Origin of the sequence: Phytoactinopolyspora alkaliphila (assembly GCF_010550695.1) — a bacterium.
GTDB classification, from domain to species: Bacteria; Actinomycetota; Actinomycetes; order Jiangellales; family Jiangellaceae; genus Phytoactinopolyspora; species Phytoactinopolyspora alkaliphila.
Genome location: NZ_JAAGOB010000007.1, coordinates 108,229 through 130,135, shown reverse-complemented (window position 1 = coordinate 130,135; position 21,907 = coordinate 108,229). Strand labels below are relative to the sequence as shown.

At 64.9% G+C, this 21,907-nt stretch carries 18 protein-coding genes; 1 reads left to right on the top strand and 17 read right to left on the bottom strand.

Annotation, left to right across the window (positions count from 1 at the left end):
• Positions 1 to 458: 458 nt before the first annotated feature.
• The 11 genes from G1H11_RS14445 to G1H11_RS14395 all read right to left on the bottom strand — a co-directional run bounded on the left by G1H11_RS14445 (position 459) and on the right by G1H11_RS14395 (position 13,471).
• A complete protein-coding gene (locus G1H11_RS14445) occupies positions 459 to 1,916 on the bottom strand; it encodes an aldehyde dehydrogenase family protein (RefSeq protein WP_163819290.1) in 1,458 nt (485 codons plus the stop codon).
• Positions 1,917 to 2,024: 108 nt separating this feature from the next.
• A complete protein-coding gene (locus G1H11_RS14440) occupies positions 2,025 to 3,521 on the bottom strand; it encodes an amidase (RefSeq protein ID WP_163819289.1) in 1,497 nt (498 codons plus the stop codon).
• 31 nt (positions 3,522 to 3,552) lie between these two features.
• Positions 3,553 to 4,359 carry an amidohydrolase family protein gene (locus tag G1H11_RS14435; protein WP_163819288.1) on the bottom strand — a complete coding sequence of 269 codons (807 nt, stop codon included), beginning with the start codon at positions 4,357 to 4,359 and terminating at the stop codon, positions 3,553 to 3,555.
• A gap of 2 nt (positions 4,360 to 4,361) precedes the next feature.
• Entirely contained in the window at positions 4,362 to 5,975 is a 1,614-nt protein-coding gene (locus G1H11_RS14430) for an ABC transporter substrate-binding protein (protein WP_163819287.1), read from the bottom strand.
• Positions 5,976 to 6,027: 52 nt separating this feature from the next.
• Positions 6,028 to 7,062 (bottom strand): dipeptidase, encoded by a 1,035-nt coding sequence (locus tag G1H11_RS14425; protein WP_163819286.1) that lies wholly within the window; start codon positions 7,060 to 7,062, stop codon positions 6,028 to 6,030.
• Positions 7,059 to 8,726 (bottom strand): N-acyl-D-amino-acid deacylase family protein, encoded by a 1,668-nt coding sequence (locus G1H11_RS14420; RefSeq protein ID WP_163819285.1) that lies wholly within the window; start codon positions 8,724 to 8,726, stop codon positions 7,059 to 7,061. The genes G1H11_RS14425 and G1H11_RS14420 overlap by 4 nt, the downstream gene beginning before the upstream one ends.
• Positions 8,727 to 8,744: 18 nt before the next feature.
• Positions 8,745 to 9,470 carry an ATP-binding cassette domain-containing protein gene (locus tag G1H11_RS14415; RefSeq protein WP_163819284.1) on the bottom strand — a complete coding sequence of 242 codons (726 nt, stop codon included), beginning with the start codon at positions 9,468 to 9,470 and terminating at the stop codon, positions 8,745 to 8,747.
• 98 nt (positions 9,471 to 9,568) lie between these two features.
• Positions 9,569 to 10,573, bottom strand: coding sequence for an ABC transporter ATP-binding protein (locus G1H11_RS14410; RefSeq protein ID WP_163819283.1), 1,005 nt, complete (start codon positions 10,571 to 10,573; stop codon positions 9,569 to 9,571).
• Positions 10,570 to 11,478 carry an ABC transporter permease gene (locus G1H11_RS14405; RefSeq protein WP_163819282.1) on the bottom strand — a complete coding sequence of 303 codons (909 nt, stop codon included), beginning with the start codon at positions 11,476 to 11,478 and terminating at the stop codon, positions 10,570 to 10,572. The genes G1H11_RS14410 and G1H11_RS14405 overlap by 4 nt, the downstream gene beginning before the upstream one ends.
• Complete coding sequence (locus G1H11_RS14400; RefSeq protein ID WP_163819281.1) at positions 11,475 to 12,437, bottom strand: ABC transporter permease subunit; 963 nt, start codon at positions 12,435 to 12,437, stop codon at positions 11,475 to 11,477. The genes G1H11_RS14405 and G1H11_RS14400 overlap by 4 nt, the downstream gene beginning before the upstream one ends.
• Positions 12,434 to 13,471, bottom strand: a complete 1,038-nt coding sequence (locus G1H11_RS14395) for a GntR family transcriptional regulator (protein WP_163819280.1) — start codon at positions 13,469 to 13,471, stop codon at positions 12,434 to 12,436. The genes G1H11_RS14400 and G1H11_RS14395 overlap by 4 nt, the downstream gene beginning before the upstream one ends.
• Before the next feature lie 58 nt (positions 13,472 to 13,529).
• Between G1H11_RS14395 and lhgO the strand changes: the two genes are divergently transcribed.
• Positions 13,530 to 14,744 carry an L-2-hydroxyglutarate oxidase gene (gene lhgO, locus G1H11_RS14390; protein ID WP_163819279.1) on the top strand — a complete coding sequence of 405 codons (1,215 nt, stop codon included), beginning with the start codon at positions 13,530 to 13,532 and terminating at the stop codon, positions 14,742 to 14,744.
• A gap of 117 nt (positions 14,745 to 14,861) precedes the next feature.
• Here the strand turns inward: lhgO and G1H11_RS14385 are convergent, their stop codons facing one another.
• From G1H11_RS14385 to G1H11_RS14360, 6 genes are read right to left on the bottom strand one after another with little or no spacing between them, the layout of a single operon-like run.
• Complete coding sequence (locus G1H11_RS14385) at positions 14,862 to 16,334, bottom strand: FAD-dependent oxidoreductase (protein WP_163819278.1); 1,473 nt, start codon at positions 16,332 to 16,334, stop codon at positions 14,862 to 14,864.
• Between the two features lie 14 nt (positions 16,335 to 16,348).
• Positions 16,349 to 17,986 carry an FAD-dependent oxidoreductase gene (locus G1H11_RS14380; protein ID WP_163819277.1) on the bottom strand — a complete coding sequence of 546 codons (1,638 nt, stop codon included), beginning with the start codon at positions 17,984 to 17,986 and terminating at the stop codon, positions 16,349 to 16,351.
• On the bottom strand, positions 17,983 to 18,912 hold the full coding sequence (locus G1H11_RS14375) for a dihydrodipicolinate synthase family protein (protein ID WP_163819276.1): 930 nt from the start codon (positions 18,910 to 18,912) through the stop codon (positions 17,983 to 17,985). The genes G1H11_RS14380 and G1H11_RS14375 overlap by 4 nt, the downstream gene beginning before the upstream one ends.
• The gene (locus G1H11_RS14370) at positions 18,909 to 19,751 is read right to left on the bottom strand and encodes a carbohydrate ABC transporter permease (protein WP_163819275.1); all 843 of its coding nucleotides are present in this window, start codon (positions 19,749 to 19,751) and stop codon (positions 18,909 to 18,911) included. The genes G1H11_RS14375 and G1H11_RS14370 overlap by 4 nt, the downstream gene beginning before the upstream one ends.
• The gene (locus G1H11_RS14365; protein WP_163819274.1) at positions 19,738 to 20,631 is read right to left on the bottom strand and encodes an ABC transporter permease subunit; all 894 of its coding nucleotides are present in this window, start codon (positions 20,629 to 20,631) and stop codon (positions 19,738 to 19,740) included. Before G1H11_RS14365 ends, G1H11_RS14370 begins: the two co-directional genes overlap by 14 nt.
• Complete coding sequence (locus G1H11_RS14360) at positions 20,628 to 21,896, bottom strand: ABC transporter substrate-binding protein (RefSeq protein ID WP_163819273.1); 1,269 nt, start codon at positions 21,894 to 21,896, stop codon at positions 20,628 to 20,630. The genes G1H11_RS14365 and G1H11_RS14360 overlap by 4 nt, the downstream gene beginning before the upstream one ends.
• Positions 21,897 to 21,907 lie beyond the last annotated feature (11 nt).

Here is a 21,907-nt window from a genome sequence, read left to right as displayed (position 1 = left end):
TGGCCTGAGCCCAGCGGTCGAGGACCTTTGCGAGGCCAGCAGCCTGGGCGCCGCAGGCCGGGACGGACACAGGTCTGCACCCCGACGACGTCGCCAACTTGGTGGCGTTCCTCGTTAGTCCCAGGCTCGGGTCATCACCGGCACGGAGGTCTGGATCGACGGTGGGATGTCGCTGCTGATGGGGTGACACCGCGGGCGGAAGACCGCGTCCCGTGTTTACGGGCTGCGATTCTGGCTCCCACAGCGCGGTTTCGGGATGGCTCCCGGTCCGCTTTTCCAGACCTCTCGCCGACCCCGCCGTGCTCGGTGTCGCATGCTGCGATCGGTAGTCACCGCTCGGTGGGGATGGTGAACCGGCTGTGGACGTCTTCCGACATCCAGCGCCCAGGCCCGCACAGCCACGCGCATCTTCTTCGGTTGGATACTCGCGCCTTTCGGGTCGCTCGGGTTGGACTTCCTCAGCCCTCCCAGTAGATGGTCTTGGTCTGGGTGAAGAACTCGCGGTTCGTGTAGCCGATGGAGAAGGGTCCTACGCCGGATGCCTTCCTGCCCCCGAAGGGGACGTGGGGCTGACTCGCCGTCGCATGATTCACATGCACCATCCCGACCTCAGCTTCAGCGGCGAATTCTGCTGCGATGTCACGGTCGGTGGTGAATACCGAGGCGGCCAGCCCGTACTCGGTGCCGTTCACCACCCGCATTGCTTCTTCAAGGCCATCCACTCGAATCACGGAAAGCACGGGGCCGAAAATCTCCTCGCCGGCAACAGACATGTCTGTTCCAACATGATCGAGAATAGTGGGCTGGACAAAGCTGCCCCCTTGCCCCGATTCTGTTCCACACGCGAGTGCCGCACCGTCGTCGACGCCGCTTCGTATGTACGAACGGACCAGATCGGCATGCTCCTGACTGACCATGGGACCGACGTCGCTACTCTCCACGTCGCCTGGCCCAACAGTGAGCCCATCCCACATCTCGGCCAAGCTCTCAACCAGCCCGTCCGCGAGCGACTCTTCCACGACAAGGCGACTGATCGACGTGCAACGCTGTCCCGAGACCTCCAACGCCCCTCGCGTGATCTCCTTTACCACGGCCCCCGCGTCTCGCACCGAATGCACATACAAGGCGTTCTTGCCGCCGAGCTCCAGCTGCACCTTAGCGAAACGTTTAGCGACGGTCGTGTACAGCTGCCGCCCAACCTCAGTAGAGCCGGTGAACGAAATCGCGTTGATCCGAGAGTCCATCGCCAGGACCGAGCCCACCGTGCGGCCACTGCCCGTAAGCAAGGAAATTGCACCCGGCAAAACGCCCGCTTGAAGGGCCAGATCGCACGCCAACTTCGCAGTGAAAGGACACTCGGAAGCAGGCTTGATGATCACGCTGTTACCGAACAACAGGGCCGGTGCAGCCTTTCGGATAACGGACATCAGAGGGAAATTCCACGGCGTGATGCCAAGAACCACACCGACAGGCTCAGCATGCACCGCCACTGACCGCCCCTCCACCAAGGACGGCAGAACAGTCCCGCAGGCCTGCGTGCCTTCCGTGGCCGTGTGCTGCAGCTCGTTGTAAGCGCGATCGACCTCTCCCCGGGACTCCCGGAGAGGCTTGCCCATCTCCCGCGTCATCAGAACCGCCAGCTGTTCACGATTCTCACGCAGTTGATACGCCCATCTCCGAAGCGCCTCAGCCCTCGCAGGCATCGGCCACGCCTTCCACTCGCGAGACGCCTTCAGCGCAGCATCCACACACGCGTCGATCTCCGGCGCCGTCACATCTGCGACTTCGCCGACAATCTCGACCGCGTTCGAAGCGCTGACTACCGCCGTGCGCTCGCCGGCAGACGGCAGCCAACGTCCACCCACAAGGACGCTGCCGCCGGTGAGCGCTGTGCAAGCACTTCTGTCAAAGAGCATGGGTCTCACTTCCGCATCACGAACATGGTTGGTCGCCGGAGAATTACAGATCGACCTGTCCTGTTTGAGCAACCGCTCACGTCGGGGGCAATTTGGCGCATTTATGTTTTACGTGGCATAGAGAACCTTGAAGGGATGAACCGGTGCGGTGAACGGTGTTGTGACCCAGGCATCATCGACGGGGTCGGTTGCCTTGGCTGGAGTCAGCGGCTCGGGCAGTATGGCGAGGCCGGGTGGCTCTGCCAGGTGATGCGCGGTTCGAGCTTGGTAGTCGATGGCGATCTGCAGCAGCAAAGGCTCAGTAAAGGGCACACCGATCAGTTGCAGGCCCACCGGACCGGAATCAACATGGCTCAGCCCGCCCGGCAAGGACACAACCGGGAAGTTCGTATCGCTCCACATTCCGAACAGTCGGGGCGGCAGGTTGGGATCGCGCGCGGAATAGCCGACCCGCAGTATCTCGCCGGTCATACAGGGTTCTGCGATAGCATCCAGCTCCAGTTCATCGAAGATCGTCCGCCAACGCGTGGCGAGGATGGTCCGTTTGCGCTGGGCATCGACGTACTGCGCCGCGGTACCGTCGGTGTCTAGCAAAGGTGGAAAGATCTTACGGAACTCCTCGCGGAACAGCCCCCAGCGGTCGGCAAGCCCGTTGTGGAGCGCGGCCGCCTCGGCGCCGATGATCGTCTTGTAGCCACCAGCCCGGCCGCCGTTCTCCTCCAGCGGGTTGTCCGGGCGCTGCAGCGGCACGATCTGCGCCCCCAGATCACGGAGTTCGCCCGTGAACCGTTCGAGCACAGCCGCAACGCCGGGGGCCAAAACTCCGGCAGCGAACTGTGGCACTCCGATTCTGGTGCCTGACAGGGGGCGCTTCCCGGGACGGGGCCCGTCGGGCCAGGTCAAGTCATCCTGAGCGGGCTGAACGGGACGGGTGGCGAGTACGGACATCAACGCCGAGCAGTCCGCCGCCGACCGGGCCATCGGCCCGACGACGTCGTAGCTGGTGGATAGCGGGATGATGCCCGCGGCGTCGACCAGACCGTACGTCGGCTTGACGCCGGTGACACCGTTCTGCGCACACGGATTGCGAATACTTCCGCGGGTGTCGGTACCGAGGGTGGCTGGAACCGTCCGGATTGCCAGCGCAACCCCCGAACCGCTACTCGAGCCGCCTGCGCTGAAGTCCGGCCCCCACGGATTCCGTTGGCCGGCGCCACAAGCGAACTCACCGCAGTGCAGATGTCCGAGCAGGATCACTCCTGCTCGGCGCAAGGCGGACCATGCTCCGGAATCCACCGTCGCGATGTTCCCCGCCAGCACGGCGCTGTCGCCTGTCAGCGGATAGCCCGCAGCACCGATGACGTCCTTGAGTCCCACCGGTACACCGTCCAGCAGGGAAAGCGCCATGCCCGCTGTCCGGCGCTGGTCGGATCCGCGCGCCTGTTCCAGTGCACGATCTGCGTACACGTTCAGCCACGCGCCGTAGGAGGGGTCACGCTCTGCGATCCGATCCAGACACCCCTCCACGAGATCCACTGCAGACAGTTCCCCAACCGCGAGTGACCGGGACGCTTCCACCAGCCCCAGATCGCCAACATGTGTCATTACCCGGCCACCCCCACTCGGTCAGTCAGGCTCAACGCGCCGCGTCAGGCAGTCGGATCGTGTCGTCGAACCCGTGCTCATCGAGCTTGAACAGCCGTCGCGGCATCGTGTTGAGGCTCTCCACTCTCTCCTCCGGGCTGATCGGCAAATGCCGCCATTTCGCCATCTCGGTGGCATTGTTCGGAGGCAGGTCGGTCGAAAGCATGACCCGCTCCGCCCCCAGCGCCTTGATGAACTTGCGCACCGGCCCGGCGCTGGTCCAAGCCGAGTCGAGGTAGATGTTCGAACACACCTCCGCCGCCAGCAAGGCATCGTCGGCGTAGATCTCCTGACCGGAGTGCGCGGCAATGAAGCTCACCTCCGGATACTTCTGCGCGGCCGGGATCAACTGAGTGGGCAGCGACCACGGCGCGCCGGACCCGGTGTGCGACATGACAGGAAGGTCGAACTCTCGGGCAACGGTGAAGACCATGTCTCCGCGCACGGACGCCGGACCGCCGCCGTGGTGGAAGGGATGGAACTTCATGGCCACGAAGCCGTACTCCTCGACACACCGGCGGGTTTCCTCCCGCACCACGTCAGCTCCCTCCTGGGGAGGGATGCACACACAGCCGAAGATGCGCCCGGGATGCTGCTCGGCCAGTTCGGCGATGGAGTCATGTTCGCCACGGAAGTCGTGCACGCTGGGCAGTGGCAACACGATGGCGTGAGTGATACCGAACTTGTCCATGCCGGCGATCAGCGATTCTCCTGTGATGCTGTTCTCCGGTGAGTTCTCCGACCGGCCGATATGGCAGTGGGTGTCGATGACGATGTCCATGCTGGAATCGGTGTTCATGTTCATTCTCCAGGTGGGATAACCGAACGGAAGCCGAACCAGCCGAGGGACTGGTCGAATCCGCATTCGTCGACGGGTAGGCATTGCCAGGCATCGTCGGCCAGCGAGAACCGCAGCTGGCCGAACAGATTGATGTAGGGAAGATCAGTGACGACCTGCTCTTGGATAAGGTCGTACGCGGCGGTGCGGATGGTTTCGTCCGTGGTCTGCCGGGCGTCGTCACATGCCTGATCGACCTGGCGGTTGGAGTACCCGCCGAAGTTGCGGTTGGCGTCGGTCTGGAAGTGCTCGCAGTACGCCTCGGGGTCGGGACCATACCGGGTGAAGTAGGTCGAGGTCACCCAATCGCCACCAGCCTTGACTCGCTCACTCCAGGTGGCCTGGTCGTAGGTTTCCCATTGCACATCGATCCCGACCGCCTTGAGCTGCTCGACCAGAACCTCGGCGATCAGCCGAGAGTCTTCCTGAGTCGCGTTGGTGAATCTCATGGTGAATCGGGTGCCGTTGTCTCCGCGTGGATATCCGGCCTCATCGAGCAGCCGTTCCGCCTCCCCCGGGTCGTACTCCGGGAAGGTCGCGTCCTCGTTGAGGTAGGTCGGCACATATGGGCTGCCTGCCGTGTACGCGGGCTCCCACAGGTTGCGGAAGGCCAATTCGGAGATCTGCGCACGGTCGATGGCGTAAGCGATGGCCCGCCGGACGTCGACATCGTCGAAAGGTTCGACGGTCATGTTGAAGATCACGTCGCGGCCGTACGTGGACGGTGTCTCGATGACCCGTGTGCCGCTCTCGGTGTCCAGCCGGCGGCGGATGTCCTCGTAGGACGTAACGTATTGGCTCGGCAAGTACGGGTACTCGCCCGCGTTGAACGCCTCATTGGCGACCGAGGCGTCGGGCACCACCCGCAACACCAATCGGTCCACCTCGGGTTCACCGAGGTAATGATCAGGATTGGCCGTCAGGGTTGCCTGTTGGGCGCCGCTGGAGTCGAAGACGAACGGGCCCGTGCCGACCGGGTTCTCGTTCGCGGCGCTGGTGGCCCAGTCCTCGCCGTCGTAGATGTGCTGGGGCAAGACCTTCAGGTACCAGTTGGATACCTGGGCCAGCAGAGGGATGAAACTGACGTTGGGCTCTGGGAAGCTCACCACAAACGTGCTCTCATCCGGCGCACTCAACGTCGCACCGGCGAACACCTCGGCTCCGGGATAGTCGTTGTCCATCACCGTCTGGTAGGTGTACAGCACGTCGGCCGATGAGAACGCCTCGCCGTCGTGCCAGGTCACACCATCGCGGAGAGTGAAGGTGTAGGTGGTCCCGTCCTCCGAGGCCTCCCACGACTCGGCGAGGTCACCGTACGCGGTGGTGCCCTCCGCGACCCCCCAGTCGAGGATGACGAGTGTGGAGAAGATGTTGCCAGAGACGTAGTACGAGCCCACGTCATCCTGCCAGTTGGGGTTCAAACTCTGCGGCGCGGACTGCACGGGCACGACCAGCACTTGCTCGTCACCGCCGTTGCTATCGTTGTTCTGACCAGCAGAGCGGTCGTCATCGCCGCCGCACGCGGCGACCGAGACGGCCACTACCGTAGCCAGGCAGAGCGCTGTTATTCGTCGCATGACAATCCCTTCTCGGCCTCGGCCAAGTGGAGTTCTTGCTCGGTTCGGGGGCTCATTGCCACACTGCGGCGAACACCCGGAGGAAGTTGAGTCCGAGGATCTTGGCGATCGTCTCGTCGTCGAGACCGATCGACACCAAAACCCGTGTGACGTTCAGAGCGTCGGAGGAGTCTTGAAGATCCCGGATCCGCCGCTGTTCGAACGAGTACTCGGTGGCCAGTTCCGGGTTCGCCTTCTTCGAGCGCAACCACGAGTCGTACGAGATGGTCTCGTCGAAGTCGAACCCGATGCCGACGTGATCGGGGCCAACCAGCTCAAGGAGGTGCTCGAAGTGAACTCGCAACTCATTCAGCCCTGGCCAGCGACCCGGCACCAAGGCGTTGAACGGCGACAAGGCAGTCAGCCCGATTACGCCGCCCTTGTCGGCGAGCGCCTTGATCAGGTCATCGCTCTTGGCCCTTACATGCGGGGTGACTGCCGCTGGATGGGCATGACTCAAGATCACTGGCCCGGCTGCGGCCTCGATGGCGTCGAACGACGTAGGGTGGCTGACGTGTGACAGGTCGACGACCACACCGACCCGGTCCATCTCCGCCACCACGTCGCGGCCGAATCGGCTGAGCCCACCTGGGTTGGGCTCGCCGCATCCATCCCCGATCCAGTTGCGGGTCTGGTAGGTGAGCTGGATTACTCGCACTCCGAGATCTGCGAACGTACCGACCCGGGACAGGTCGGTGCCGAGGAACTCCGAATGCTGCGGGCCGAGAACGATGCTCTCTTTGCCCTCGCTCCGGGCGTCCAGGATGCCCTGCGCGGTGAGACCGAGCCGGACCTTGCCGGAATTCGCGTCGATCCAACGCCGGCAGGCATTGATCGCGGCGAGCGAGTCCGCCAGTCCCTGACCAGGACGCGCCACCGTGTGGTTCACCACGTCGACGCCCCCGGCGGCGGTCCGTTCGAAGTGCTCGGGCTCACAAGCGACGACCCCGCTCGCATCGATGACGAGGGACTCGCGGTGCAGGCGCTGTGCCCTGGCTTCGGCGTCGGCATCCAGGACCAGGGCGGTGGTTTCGTCTGTCGTTGTCATGCCGTCCTCTCAGGCGTGAGTCGTAGGGCTCGGCCGCCGAGCTCGTGGGTGAAGTCGCCGTCGGATACGGCGGGCACGCCGTTGACGACCACGGTGTCGATGCCGGCGGGATAGCGGCGGGGCTGCCGCCAGCTGGCCACCTCGTCTAGTGAGTCCAGGTCGAACACCACCAGGTCGGCCCAGGCGCCGACGTCGATGATTCCGCGCCCGGCCAACCGGAACCGGCGAGCACCGAGGGAGGTCATTTTTCGTACCGCGTCTTCGATGGTGAGAAGGCCACGGTCCCGGACGAAGGTCGCCAGCAGTCGAACGTAGCTGGCGTAGTGTCGTGGATGCGACTGGATCGTGTTGTACGGTTCGGTCCACCGGTCGATCGAGGTGGCGATGGAGTCGGTGCCGAACATCATCCACGGCTGCACCATCAGCGCGTCAGCCTCGTCTTGCGAGATGCCGATGTGCACGGCGGAGAAATCGTCGCCCTCGTCTCTGATCGCATCGAGGAATACGTCGACAGGCTCGGCTCCGGTCGACTCAGCGATCGCCGCGAACGACTCGCCCACCCGATCGGCGCTCACGCTGCCCTTCGCCGTTCCGGCCAGATACACGTCTCGCCAGTCCGAGAAGATCAGCAGTTCCTCGTGGAAGCCGGCCTTGGACATCGTCCGACGTTCTTCGACGGCTTTCCGGATGACAGCCCGCTCGGCTGGATCTCGCAGGTATGCCCGGACCCGGGCCAGCTGCTCCGTCTGGTCAGCGGACCACTCGTAGTGGGAAGCGGGCAGGATGGCACGAGGCGCCCACCACGCGCCGGCGGTGGGGTAGGCCATCATGTCAGCGGTCACGTCGACACCGCGAGCCCGGGCGTCATTGATCAACGCGATGATCTCGTCGATCTTTCCCCAGCTCCGGCGGCCGAATACATTCATATGCGACAACTGCACGGAAGCGCCGGAACGCTCGCCGATCGTGATGGCTTCCTGCACGGACTCAACCGCGGTGTCGGTGTATCCACGAAGGTGTGAGGCATACACGCCGCCGTACTCAGCGACCACTTCGCACATGGACACCAGCTCGTCGAGGTCAGCGTACGACGACGGCGCGTAGTCGAGCCCGGTCGAAACTCCGAACGCTCCGGCTCGCATCGCGGCGTCCACCTCGGCGCGCATCAGCTCAATCTGTTCTGGGCTGGCACGACCGGAGTCGTCGCCCATGACCAGCTTGCGGACGGTACCGAGGCCGAGCAGCGGCGCGATGTTGTCGCCAGTCGGTTCACTGCCCAGGACCTGGAAGTACTCGTCGGCGCTGCTCCATTCGCCGTCAACCCCGGGAGGGTCGAAGAGCAGGTTCAGAGTCTCTTTGCGTCGAGGGAACGCCCCGAAACCACAGTTGCCGACGACTTCCGTGGTGATGCCCTGGCGGACCTGTGACTGGGCTTCACGGTTGGCGATGATGCCGAAGTCGGAGTGGGCATGCACGTCGACGAAACCAGGCGTCACCCACCGACCGGAGGCGTCGATGCGCCGCTCGGCGGGCTCATCGGCAAGGTTGCCAAGTGCGGCGATGCGGCCGTCCCGGACTCCGATGTCGAGGCGTACCCATGGGTTGCCGGTGCCGTCGACCACTTGGCCGCCGTGCACAATGAGGTCGTATGACGCGGACGCCATGTGATGTGTCCTTTCGACTTAAGCGGAGGGCTGATGCCCAATTTCGTTGACCAACGCGGCGTCGATCAATTTCTGGGTGTATTCGTGTTGGGGATTGGCGATAAGATCGTCGGTCGGCCCCTGCTCGACAATCCGGCCCGCGTGCATCACGGCGACCCGCTGACTCATATGCCGCGCCGCTGCGAGGTCGTGAGTGATGAAAACACAGCTGATGCCATTCGCCTGCTGGATATCCAACAACAGGTTCATCACGCCGGAGCGCACCGATGCGTCCAGCATGCTGACCGGCTCGTCGGCAACGATCAGTGCCGGCTCGACCACCAGTGCACGGGCAATTGACACCCGCTGACGCTGCCCGCCGGAAAGCTCGTGCGGGTGTGACCCTAGATAGCGGTCGACTGGGGTGAGGCCGACATCGGACAGGGCTTGACGAATCCGTTCGGCGCGCTCCCGCCGGGTGCCGATGCCGAACAACGCCAGCGGCTCCCCCACCGACATGGCGACCGTGTACCTGGGATCCAGCGACTCATACGGATTCTGGAAGATGATCTGCGCCCTCCGGCGGTACTTGCGCAGCTCAGCTCCTGTGATGGCCGTGACGTTCCTGCCTTCGCTCAACACCTGGCCACTGGACGGATCCTCCAGGCGGACCAGCAGCCTGCCCAGGGTCGACTTACCGGAGCCGGACTGGCCGACGAGCGCCACGACCTCGCCCTCCTTGACGACGAGGTCGACGTCCTGCACCGCGTGGACGTCGTCCCGACGACCCATAATCCCGGCGATCAGGCCCGTTCGCAGGTGGTACGTCTTACTCAGGCTCCGGGTCTGGATCAGGTTAGGGGTCATGATGTCCGCTCCGTTCCGAGCTGGCGTAGTCGCTCGTCACCCGCGAAGTGACAACGAGCCGGCCACCTGTGGTCGGGATCGAAGGCCGGGGGCACATCGGTGCAGATGTCGGCGGCTATCGGGCACCGGGGAGCGAATCGGCACGCGGTCGGTGGGTCGGCGAGGTCTGGAGGTGATCCGGGCAGGGATACCGGCCGGAACCGAGGTCCGGTCAACCGGGGTAACGCTGCCATCAAGGAAGCCGTGTATGGATGCCGCGGAGAAGCAAGTACATCGGCCACCGCGCCGGATTCGACGACTTGACCCGCGTACATGACCGCCACCCGGTCGCAGGTATGCGAGATGACTCCTATGTCGTGGGAGATGACGATCAATGCGATTCCGAGCTCGGTGCGCAGGTCGGCCAGCGCGTCGAGGATCTGGTTCTGCACCACGACGTCCAGCGCCGTCGTCGCCTCGTCGGCGATCACAACGTCGGGGTCGCACACCAGGCTGAGTGCAATCACCGCGCGCTGCCGCATTCCGCCCGAGTATTCATGCGCGTAGTTGCGCTGCCGGGCGCGTGGGATGTCCACGAGCTCGAACAGCCGGTCCACCCGGGCTTGCACTTCGCGTTTGCTCGCCTGGGGGTGATGGAGGCGGTAGGCGTCTGCCACCTGCTCGCCGACGCGGCGAACCGGGTTCAGCGAGTTCATCGCCGACTGGAAGACCATCGAAACCCGCTTCCAGCGAACCTCGCGACGGAACGCGGCCTGGCTCAGCCCTGCGACGTCGGTGTCGCCGACACGGAAGGTATCCACGGAGGTGGTCGCGTTCGATGGCAACAGGCGGAGAAGCCCGAGGCCGAGCGTGGACTTGCCGCAGCCGGATTCACCCACGATGCCGAGGGCCTCGCCACGGTCGATCGTCAGGTCCACGCCGTCGATCGCCTGTACCACGCCGTGCGGCACCTTATAGCCGACGCGTAGGCCCCGCACCTCGACAAAACTCCCGCCCGTCATGCTCGTCCCCGTCGTCGCAGTTTCGGATTGAACGCCTGGGTCAGGCCGTCGCCCACGAGGTTCAGCGACAGCACGAGCAGGAACATGGCGAGGCCGGGAAAGAAGCTCATCCACGGCGAGAGGTCCAGATAGCCGCGACCGTCGAAGATCATTCGCCCCCAGGACATGACTTGGGGATCGCCGAGCCCCAGGAACGACAGCCCGGCCTCGACCAGGATCGCCTGTCCCATCAGGATGGTCGCGTTGGTGATCACCGGTGAGAGACCGTTGGGGATAACGTGCCGGAACAGCACTTGCATGCCCCGGCCACCGGAAGCTCGAGCGGCCACCACGAAGACCCGCTCCCGAAGCACCATGGCCTCGGCCCGCATCAACCGAGCCGATTGCGGCCATGTGGTCAAGCCGATGATCAGCACGACGAAGAACAGCCCCTGACCGAACAGGGCGACGATCAACACGACCAGAAAGAAGACCGGAATCAGCAGGAAGACGTCGGCAGTCCTCGAGAGCAGGTCGTCCAGCCGGCCGCCGGTATATCCTGCTATTGCGCCTACGACGATGCCGATGGCAGTGGCGAGGCCCGCGGACCCCAGCGCCACGATGATCGCGACTCGGGCTCCGTGCACGGTGCGGCTGAACATGTCGCGGCCGAGGTGATCCGTGCCGAACCAGTGTTCACCCGACGGTCCTGTGTACGCTTCACTGCTGATCGCGGTCGGATCCTGCAACGGGAGCACGTCTGCGGCCAGCGCTGCGAAGACGAAAAGCGCGATGATCGCCAGCGACCAGCGGGCGGCGGTGTGCCGCGCGAACTCGCGCCAGAACATCCGCTGCGACTGCCCCCGCCGAGATGCCTTCGGCGGAACAACGGGTGGGGTCGGCGGCTGCGGCGTGATGGCGGTCATCGGTAAACCACTCTCGGATCGAGGCGGGCGTAGGCGATGTCGGTCAGCAAGGTGGCGATGACCACGGTCACGCTCATGGCAATGTAGGCGCCCATAATCACCGGCATGTCGCGAGCAAGTACGGCATCGAAGAGCAGGCGGCCGAGTCCCGGCCAGGCGAAGACGGTCTCGGTGAGGACTGCGCCGGCGAGCAGTGCGGCCAACTGGAGCCCGAACACCGTGGTGATCGGCAGCATGGCATTGCGCAGCGCATGCTTGACCAGGATGTTCCGTTCGGAATAGCCGGTACCGCGGGCTGCGGTGATGTAGTCCTCGGCCAGCACATTGGAGACGCTGGCCCGGGACAACCGGACGTACTCCCCGAACCACACGGTGGCCAGCGCGCCGGCCGGCAGCACGAGATGGTGCGCCACGTCGGCGGCCTGTGCGATCCACCCTTCTGGCGGGACGGGGCTGGTCATGCCGGACGAGGGGAACCAGCCGAGGGTCACCGAGAAGACCAGGATCATCATGAGGCCCAGCCAGAACACCGGGATGCTGTAGGCGCCGACGGCGACTACCGAGGCGGCGGCGTCGAATCGGGTGCCGGCATGCCGGCCGAGCAAGGTCCCGACGAGCGTTCCCCCGACGGCCGCCACGACTAGCGCGACACCGATCAGGAGCAGGGTTGCCGGGAGCCGGTCCAGGATGACGTCGAGTACCGGCCGGCCCTCGCGGTAGCTCATGCCGAGGTCGCCCTGCAGGATATTGCCCACGTACCGAATGAACTGCTCGTGCATCGGCAGGTCGAGACCGTAACGCTGTCTGACCGACTCGATGAACGCAGGGTCGGCACGTTCCCCGGCCATCATGGTCGCCACGTCTCCGGGCGCCAAGCGCACCAGGAAGAAGCTCAGCGTGATCACCACGGCCACGACCGGGATCAGCTGGAGCAGTCGGCGGATGAGGTAGCGGGTCACCGGACTGCTCCGCCGTGGGAAAGGGCCTGACCGTCGATCCGCCGGGTGACCAGGTCCCGGAGCCGTATCAGTGAGTTGGGGTCTGGCACATGTCGAAGTTCGACCGAACGTACGCCGGCCGGCAGCAGCTTCTCGATTTCCGGGCGGCTTCCAGAGCCGTAGACGACGACGTCAACTTCGCGCAGCATGGCCTCAGTGCCGGCCACGTCGGTGAGCGCCGCCTGCCGGATCTCTTCTGCCGTCACAACCCTCGAGGTGACCACAGCAGATGTCCACGACATGTACTCGGGACGGGTGGCGACGATACCCACCCGGCTGGCCGGATCCAGCTGTGACAAAGCGGCAGCAACCTCGTCGTGGAGGACGAAGGTGATGCCTTCGACGTCAGCCGAGTGCAGCTCGAGCATCCTATTGACCGGACCGAACACATAGGGCGCGCAGACGATGAGGTCGGCGGCCTCCAGCGCTGCGAGCGGTTCACGGTCACCGTTGCGGCAACGACGCCAATCCACCCGCACGATACGAACCGGCAAGTCGGTCAAGCTTTCGATCAGAACCGCCGTGTGACCGACGGAAAAGTCGAACTCGTCGACGTAGCAGATCAGGAACTCCCCCTCCGAGCGCAGCTCGGCTCGGACCTGGACGTGCAGGAGTCGTTCGAGGTCCCGCAGATCGAGGCCTAGCCGACGGGCATCACTGATAGCGGTCTCGACAATGGCGGACAGTTCTTTGCTGCCTTCGATCGAGCCGACGGCTCGCCGGAAGTCGACGACAAAGGTGCCGGCGCCGTGTCGGGCCTCGATCAGACCGAGGGTTTGTAGCTCGGTATAGGCCCGCTGAACCGTGGCCCGGGCGACGTGCAGTTCCTCGGCCAATTGACGGACGGAGGGTAAAGGCGCCCCCGGACCCAGCGCCGCCGTCGTGATCAGGTACTGGAGATGGTGGCGCAACTGCTCATGGATGGGCGCACCGGCCTTCCGGACGATGTTCAACCCGGACAGGAGGTGTACTAGTTCACTTGTCAAGTGGCCCATGCCACGAGATGCTAGAGGCGTGATACTGGCCGTGTCAATGCCGAAAGAGGGTTGTTCTATGGACGATGAACGTGCGGACGTCGTGGTAGTAGGAGCCGGGATCATCGGGTTGGCACTCAGCCTGACCCTGCTCAGGCAGCGGCCTGGCCTCAAAGTCGTGGTGGTCGAGAAGGAGGCCGCGGTGGCGGCTCACCAGAGCAGTCACAACTCCGGCGTCTTGCACGCCGGCATTTACTACCCGCCCGGCTCGCTCAAGGCGAAGCTTTGCCGGCGCGGCGCGCGTATGCTGCATGAATACGCCATTGACCGGGGCATTCCGGTGCTCACCAACGGCAAGCTCGTGATCGCTTCCTCGGCCGCCGAGCTTGGCCGGCTGAAGTCGCTTGCCGAACGGGCCAGACTCAACGCGGTCCCCGAACTTCGGATGATTGACGCCGCCGAGATTCCGGAGCACGAACCGGCTGCGGTGGGCGTCGCGGCTCTGCTGTCGCCGTCTACCGGAGTAGTCGACTTCGCCGCGGTCGCCCGCGCCATGGCAACGGACATCGCGGCGTCAGGTGGCCTAGTCCACACGCGGTGGCCGGTGTCGTCCGTGACCCAGGCCGGCGCGACCGGCGTCGTTGTTCAAGGTGACCGAGGGGTCATCCGGGCTACGACTGCGGTGTGCTGCGCCGGAGTGCAGGCAGACCGCTTGACCGGCCCCGTCGTCCGCCATGAGGTGCGAGTCGTACCGTTTCGCGGCACGTGGTACAGGCTCACCGGGCCTCAGGCCGATGCCATACGCGGGAACATCTATCCCGTGCCGGATCCCCGCTTCCCGTTTCTCGGCGTGCACGTGACGCGGCGGATCGACGGCCAAGTCTGGGCCGGGCCGAACGCACTACTGACCTTGGCCCGAGAGGGCCGGCGTCGGTTCTCGGCCAACGCCCGCGACACCCGCGACGCGCTCACCTTTCCAGGCCTGTGGCGATTCGCCATGCGAAACATCGGAGCGGCCCGGGTGGAACTCGGCCATGAGCTGTCCCGGACGCGCTATGCCCGTGAGGTCGGCCGCTACCTGCCCGGTGTCCAGGCCAAGCATTTGGAGCGCGGACCTGCTGGGATCCGTGCTCAGGCCATGCTGCGTGACGGCCGGTTGATCGACGACTTCCTCATCCGCGACGACGGCCCTGTCACCCACGTGCTCAGTGCCCCGTCGCCGGCCGCGACCGCATCGATGGCCATCGGCGAGTCGTTGGCCGCGCGAGTCCTGCAACGGCATGGCGACAGTTGACACATCGTAGGAACAAGCGAGGTGCCTTCGCTCAGCTCACCATGAAAGCCGGGTCCCGACAGAAGCGCGACCTTGACCGGTCCTCCAGGTGTGACGCGTGGGCAGAGGCCTTGTCGCTCACGTGAGCCACGCTGAGTCTGCTATCACGGCATCGGGAGCCGCGTCGGTCTCCTCGAGAGGCAGTTCGGGCCACGAGTCGGCGTCAGGGTGTCGCTCGAGGCCGTGCAATCCTATTTCGGCGCCTGCCGCGACCAGGGCACCTTGGATACCGGCGACGGGGACGGAGCGAACGTCGCGACCGGACAGTGCCGCGAGCGCGGCGGCCGTGCCCGCCGCTTGTCCTTCCGCGATGCAGATCGGAATAACTCGCGTCGATGCGATGGCCTCGTGCGTAGCGGAAATGCATTTGCCGGCCATCATGAGGCCGTCCACGTCACGAGCGATGAGCGCCCGCAACGGGATACCATAGGCTTGGACGTTCCTCGAGCTGACCCAACTTCCGCTCGGCCGATGGATGTCGATGTGGTATCCGCCCATGGCAACGTCGTCCTCGTGACGTGTACCGGCGACCAGGTCCTCTGCGGTGAGCACATAGTCGCCCATGATCCGGCGTGACTCACGAACCCCCAGCATCGGCGCGATCTCGACAAGATGTGTCCCCTCGCACCCCGGAACATAGGCACGGAAGAAGCGGATGAGCTCCGGAACCTGTTCATAGACTCGCGCGTACGCTTCGCTGAGCGAATCGACATCGGTCGGATCGAGGCCCAGAACGCGCGTCATGACGACGCTCAGCTCATGCGGCGTTTCACGTGTGTGGAGCTTGACGCCGACGATCCGGGTCTGAGGGACATGCAAGTCGCCGGCATCGCGTGCCTGCTCCACCAGGCCGGCGAAGCCACCGAGGACGTATGTGTCCACCGTCTCGAGCTTCTCGGCCATCTGGGTGAACAGATGCGGGTACGGAGCGAGCCACTCCCGATAGTTGAACGCCGGATTCTGACAGGCCCGGCGGAACGCATCGTCGTCGATCCCCCCGAGCCGGAAGACGAGCGTCGGCGACTGGACGAGCCCGTCCTCGGTCCGCCCCTTCTCCCACGCAACGCCACCACGCGCGGCTACATCGCCGTCACCGGAGCAGTCGATCACTACGCGTCCGCTGACGATCTCTCGGCCCGACTTCGACTCCACAACCACACCGGTGATCCGGTCTCCGCGCCTGACCGTGTCGACGAACACGGCATGCATGAGGACCATGACGCCTGCCTCGCGGAGCAGCCGAAGTGCCAAGACCTTCCAGTAGTGAGAATGCACGGCGGCCAGCGAGCCACACTTCGGGTCGAGAGTGATCGCGGAGGCATGCCCGGCACGCCCGAGCGCCCCGACGAACTCGTCGGCCAGACCTCGGACCACCCGCTGATAACGCTGGTCATGGAACCCGAGCCAGGGAAGAGTCGCTGACACCCCGCCGACAAATCCGGAGCGCTCGATGAGAAGGGTCCGCGCCCCCGACCGGCCTGAAGCCAGCGCGGCAGCGATCCCCGCCGCTCCGCCACCGACGACCACGACGTCCCATTCACTGCTGTGCATCAACCAACCTCGTGTCAGTATGCGGCCACGCGTGGCCAGGCAAGTTCGACTCCGCGTGCGATGAGTGTTCTGCGAAACTCGGTGAGACGTGCTGGTGACTCTCGAACCCCGACAGGGTCAGTACCCGTGGCGACGCAGAACGCGGCGAGAGCGCCCGCGGCCTCCCCGACGTTCCACTCGACCGGGTGCACGCGATAGCACCCGTTCGTGATGTGTGTCGTGCCGATGTTCTTCGCAGCAGCAACGAGATTGCCGACCTCAGACGACAGGAGAGCCCCGAGCGGAATCTGAAACGGCCAGGCGGGGTCGTACTTGCGCTCACCACCGCGAGTCGACGGATGCAGATCGATCTTGTAGCTTCCGATGCCGACACTGTCGTGGTACTCCCGGGCTCCCGCGACACCGCGCACCGAGGCCGCGATGTCGTTCTGCGTGATCGTCTCGAGTGCCCGTAGGCGCCGGCCTTCCCTGATATACGGGGCCATGGCCAAGCCGTCCGACGTGCCAGTGACGTCGCCGCGGAGGCGCAGTCCCGGGAATCCCGTTCCACCGTCCGCTCGGGGAGCTTCGGTCTGCAGCCAGTAGAAGAAGCTGAGGCTGAGCTGCCGTGCTCCCTGTAGGTTCGCGGCGGCGACCTCGGGTTCGACATCGACGATCGAGCCGGCGATGTAGTCGTTCGCCGAACAGTTGATCAAGGTGATGTCGCTGGGTGGAGCGGGCTCAAAGTTTCCGCGGGCCACGAGTCTCCGAAATCGCCAGATGTCCTCGATCGGGCTGTAGTCACCGTTGTCGCCGAACCTACCCTGGTGGCTGGCCGAGACAATGACCTTGGAGTCCGTCGCCGGGTCGGGATTCGGGCGAAGCACCCGGCGGGTACGCTCGGCCGGATCTGCGGACGGCTTCGGCCAGCCGATCTGAGGAGCCGCCCGAACGGGTGCGCCGGCAGCGGTCCACCGGTCGTACTGCTCGGGCCTGTCGATCACGTGGTTCTCGCCCGCGATGTGATCCATGGCAAAGCAGACCGTGAACCCCTGCATCATCTGCGGGTCGCCGATCTCCGGCGCGTCGGGCTCTCCCGTGTCGGCGGCGGACTCGGTGCCCGTGACATACGGGATCCCCGCGAGGGGAAGGAGTTCACCGGTCTCGGTCGCGTCAAGGACGAAGTGCCCGCTGAGCCACCAATCGGATCCGTCTGCGTAGCGGAAGCCGACGGAAGTGATCGTGCTCCCGTCGCGGCGGACGTCGTGTGGAGTAAGTTCCGTATAGATGACCAGTCGGCCCGCCCGCTGATGTGGCGCGAGCATGCTCTGGAGCACGGCGAGTGCTACCCGGGGCTCGTGACACAGCGCGCTCACCGCACCATTCCCAGGATTGAGATAGAGCGCCGAGCGAGCCTTCTCGGCGAGCGGATACCACGTGCGGTAGTGCTTCCGGACGGCATCGCGGAATCGCCGATAGCTCGCAGTCCCGCCGAACTGCTCGATCCACGGATGCTCGTCCGGCGGCACCGCCTGTGCGGTGAACTGGCCGCCGATCCACCGCGTCGTCTCGGTGAGGATGACCGTCGCACCGGCGTCAGCGGCCGCGAGAGCTGCGGCGACGCCTCCGACTCCACCACCCACGACCAGGACGTCGGCGTCGGGACGTGTCATGCCGATGCCCCGATCACGCCAACAACCCTCAGCACACTGCGGACCTCGCTCAACCCGTCGGCGTCGAGCGGCGACAGCGCCCGGCCAGCGGTGGAGCCCGTGAGACCGAGCTCTGCCAGAGCCGACTTGAGGGAGGTGAGCCAGAATCCGGACTGATACAGCGCACACACGTCGTTAAGCTGCCTCTGCAGGTCTTCTGCCAGCACAGTGTCGCCGACGAGACCCGCCCGAACGAGCCTTGCGGCTAGATCGGGAACCACGTTGGCGATCCCGGGTACCGCGCCGTCCGCCCCGGAGGCAAGGCTGCGGGCGATCAGCGCCTCAGCACCCTGGAACACCCGAAGCCCGGCGGCACGGGCCGCTTCTGCGAGTGCGGAGTAGGTGGTCCAGTCCCCGGACGACTCCTTGAGCGCCACGACGGAGTCGATCGCGGCGATGGCGCGCACCGCCCGGGGTGTGATCGGGTGATGCGTCAGGTGCGGGATGTTGTACACGACAAGCGGAAGGGTGGTCGCCTCCGCGATCGCTGTGACGTGGCGCACCACCGCGTCGTCGGTCTCTGTATTGAAGTACATGGGCGCCATCACCACGAGCGCGTCGACACCGACCTGCTCGTATTCCATCGCTGCCCGGATAGCTCGCTCGGTGCTCGCCTCACCAATGCCGGCGAGCACCGGAACGGAGCCGGCGACGGCGTGGACGTAAGCCCGTGTGATCGTCCGCGCGACGTCTGGCTCCAGGGTCGGGCCCTCACCGCAGGATCCGAGGACGAAGACGCCAGTAGCGCCGCCGTCGATCACATGCGCGGTGAGGCGTTCCACGGCGCCGGTATCGGGCCGGTGTTCGGCGGTCAGAGGCGAGATGACCGGGGGAATCATCCCGGACAGGTGATCTTTCATGGTGTCTTCCGCCTTCGATGTGATCACGCCTTCACCGCGCCGGCGGTGAGGCTTCCGATGAACTGGCGCTGCATGACGAGCAGGCAGAGGATGAGCGGCACGATCGAGATGACCGTGCCGGCGGTGATCGCTCCCCACGGGGATTTCTCGACGATCCCGAAGTTGAGCTGTGAGTGGAGGAACGCCAACCCGATCGGCATGGTGAACTGCTCCGAGTTCGTGAGCATGACCAGCGGGAGCAGGTACGCGTTCCACGCGTTGAGGAACAACAGCAGCCCGGCCGCGCCGAGACCGGGACGGACGAGCGGCACCGCGATCGTCCAGAACAGCCGGAACTCGCCGCTCCCGTCCAGCCGTGCCGCATCGAACAACTCCTCGGGCAATTGTGAAAAGTACTGCCGAAGGAGGAAGAGGACCAGAGCGTTCGCGGCGAGCGGGAGGATGACCGCAGCCCACGTGTTGAGCAGGCCGAACTGCCGCATGATCGTGAATTGCGGCAGCACCAACGCGTACTCGGGTATAGCCAAGCTCGCGAGAACGACTCCGAACAGCAGAGAGCGGCCTCGGAATCGGTATCGGGCGAATCCGAACCCCGCGAGGGCCGCGACGACAACCCCGAGCAGTGTCGTGAGAAGTGCGATGCCGAACGTGTTGAGCATCCACCGTGGGATCTGCGTGTCGAACGCGGCGACGTAGTTCCCGAGGGTCACGCTCGACGGGATCAGCGAGACCTCACCCAGACGCGTGCTCGGCTTGAGTGAGGATATGAGTAGCCAGTAGAGCGGGAACGCTGTCACGATGACGATGAGCCCGATGACGGTCCCTCGCCCCATGCGTCCGGCGAACGATCCCTTAGGCACGGTCATCACTCCTCAGCAGGCGATGTGCGACGACGGTGCTGACGATGATCGCGAATGCCAGCACAACGGAGGCGGCGGCGCCCTTGCCGAGGTCGAACTGCTCGAACGATGCCCCGAAGATGTACATCACGGCTGTCAACGTGGACCGAGCCGGACCGCCGTCCGTCAGCACGTCGACCTCGGCGAAAAGTTCCCAAGCGGCGATGCTCGACGCGACGAGCACGAACATTGTCACGGGTTTAAGCAGGGGGAACGTCACATGGCGGAATCGTTGCCAGGCTCCGGCACCGTCGAGTTCCGCAGCTTCGTAGAACTCGTCCGGAATGGCCTGGAGTCCAGCAAAGAGGATAATTGCGTAATAGCCCAGCACTCGCCAGATCCTCAAGGCGATGATCGACCAAGGCGCCAGGTCGGAATCGCTGAGGAATGGAACCGGACCGACGCCGATCATGTCGAGAATGCCGTTCACGAAGCCGACCCGTTCGTTGTAGAGCAGGTCAAAGACAAGCGCGACCGCGATCAGGGACATGGTGATCGGCGCGAAGATCACGACCTGTACCACGTTGGCGGTCCGACGCCGAAGCTGCTTGAGAAGCACCGCGACCAACAGGCACAAGGGGAGCAACGCCAGGAGGAACCCGACCAGCATGTAGAGGGTGTTTCGCATGGCTCGGCCGAAGAGCGGATCCTCCAGCACCGTCGCGAACTTGTCGAGGCCCACGAGCTCGGGCGATTGGCCCAGGGGCCAGTCGACGAAGGACATCCCAAGTGCCAGCAGTACCGAGCCCGCGCCGAACGGGATGAACAGCAGAAAGAACGGCGCGATGAACAGGTACGGCGTCGACTGGTGATACTTCTGGCTTCGGCGGCGACCGCTCGCGCTCACAGCGCGCCGAGCTCCTCGACGATCTGCGCCACAGCCTCCTCGGGCGTGATGTCGCCGGCGTACGCCTGATCGACGGCAGCCGTGATGGCGGCCTCTGTCTCGGGCCAGTGAAAGAAATGGAACTCCGGATACGGCACGCTCGAAAGCTCCTGCACGACCTGCTGTCCACCGAAGTACGGATCCTCAGTGTCGAGTTCGATGATCTCTGCCGCCGGACTGTAGGAGACGAGGCCGAGTGTGTCAGCCTGAGCTTGCAGGCCCTCGGGGCTGAGCCACCACATGATGAAGTCACGCGCGCCGGCCGGGTTGTCGGCGCCGTCGAGCCCGGCATAGAGACTGCCACCGAAGACACCCGTACGTTGGTCGTCGCCTTCGGACCATTTCGGCCAGGTCACCAACCGCCACTGGCCGGACTGCTCCGGCACGTTGTGCTGCAAGCTGGTACTGCCGACGCCGAAGTTCATCGTCCAGCCGACGATCTCCTGGTTGCGAATCGCGTCCCAGTACGTCGCGTCGGTCCAGACCCCGTGGTAGACGAGGCCCTCTCGGTCCAGGTCGATCATGAACTGCAGCGTGTCGGCGGCGAGGTCCTCGTCGACGGCAAGCTCACCGTCCTGGTTCCACCAGCTTCCCCCACGCGAGCTGAAGAACGCGTTGTACATGTTGGCGCCGTTCGCCCCCGGGGGTTGGACGAACATGTACTGGGTGCCGCCCGACGCTGCCTTGAGATCCTCGGCGACGGCGACGATGTCGTTCCAGGTCGGGTCGGCTGGTATCTCGATGTCGTGCTCTGCCAGCGCGGCGTGGTTTACCCAGAGGCCCATGTTGCCCGGGCCCATGGTGAAGGCGTTGATCTCCCCGTTCCCACCGACCAGGATGCCGTCGGCGAAGTCGTCTTCCATCGGGCCGAGCTCCTCGGTCAGATCGAGGAACTGCCCGGTCGCGAAAAGGCCGCCGGACTCCCGGAGCGGGAGCTGGACCACATCCGGGAGGTTGTCCCCGCCCTGCATCGCGACCACGAGACGTTGGCTGAGATCCGCAATCGGGATCTCGACGACGTCAACGTCGTAATCGGGAAACGCTGTGGCGAACCCCTCTTTGATCACCGGCGGAGCCGAACTGGAAAAGACCCAGATCTCGAGGTCATCGACGACCGCCCCCTCCTCCGCTGCCTGACCGGGGTTTCCGGAGCCGCACGCGGTCAGCGCAGCGGCGACCGCCGCGACGCCAGATACGACGCCCTTACGTTTCCAGGCGCGGTTCATTGCTCCTCCTA

Coding starts and splice junctions, on each gene's coding strand:
- G1H11_RS14410 (WP_163819283.1), bottom strand. CDS start 10,573: ATGACGGGCGGGAGTTTTGTCGAGGTGCGGGGCCTACGCGTCGGCTAT.
- G1H11_RS14445 (WP_163819290.1), bottom strand. CDS start 1,916: ATGCTCTTTGACAGAAGTGCTTGCACAGCGCTCACCGGCGGCAGCGTC.
- G1H11_RS14440 (WP_163819289.1), bottom strand. CDS start 3,521: ATGACACATGTTGGCGATCTGGGGCTGGTGGAAGCGTCCCGGTCACTC.
- G1H11_RS14430 (WP_163819287.1), bottom strand. CDS start 5,975: ATGCGACGAATAACAGCGCTCTGCCTGGCTACGGTAGTGGCCGTCTCG.
- G1H11_RS14425 (WP_163819286.1), bottom strand. CDS start 7,062: ATGACAACGACAGACGAAACCACCGCCCTGGTCCTGGATGCCGACGCC.
- G1H11_RS14435 (WP_163819288.1), bottom strand. CDS start 4,359: ATGAACACCGATTCCAGCATGGACATCGTCATCGACACCCACTGCCAT.
- G1H11_RS14420 (WP_163819285.1), bottom strand. CDS start 8,726: ATGGCGTCCGCGTCATACGACCTCATTGTGCACGGCGGCCAAGTGGTC.
- lhgO (WP_163819279.1), top strand. CDS start 13,530: ATGGACGATGAACGTGCGGACGTCGTGGTAGTAGGAGCCGGGATCATC.
- G1H11_RS14380 (WP_163819277.1), bottom strand. CDS start 17,986: ATGACACGTCCCGACGCCGACGTCCTGGTCGTGGGTGGTGGAGTCGGA.
- G1H11_RS14370 (WP_163819275.1), bottom strand. CDS start 19,751: ATGACCGTGCCTAAGGGATCGTTCGCCGGACGCATGGGGCGAGGGACC.
- G1H11_RS14405 (WP_163819282.1), bottom strand. CDS start 11,478: ATGACCGCCATCACGCCGCAGCCGCCGACCCCACCCGTTGTTCCGCCG.
- G1H11_RS14360 (WP_163819273.1), bottom strand. CDS start 21,896: ATGAACCGCGCCTGGAAACGTAAGGGCGTCGTATCTGGCGTCGCGGCG.
- G1H11_RS14385 (WP_163819278.1), bottom strand. CDS start 16,334: ATGCACAGCAGTGAATGGGACGTCGTGGTCGTCGGTGGCGGAGCGGCG.
- G1H11_RS14395 (WP_163819280.1), bottom strand. CDS start 13,471: ATGGGCCACTTGACAAGTGAACTAGTACACCTCCTGTCCGGGTTGAAC.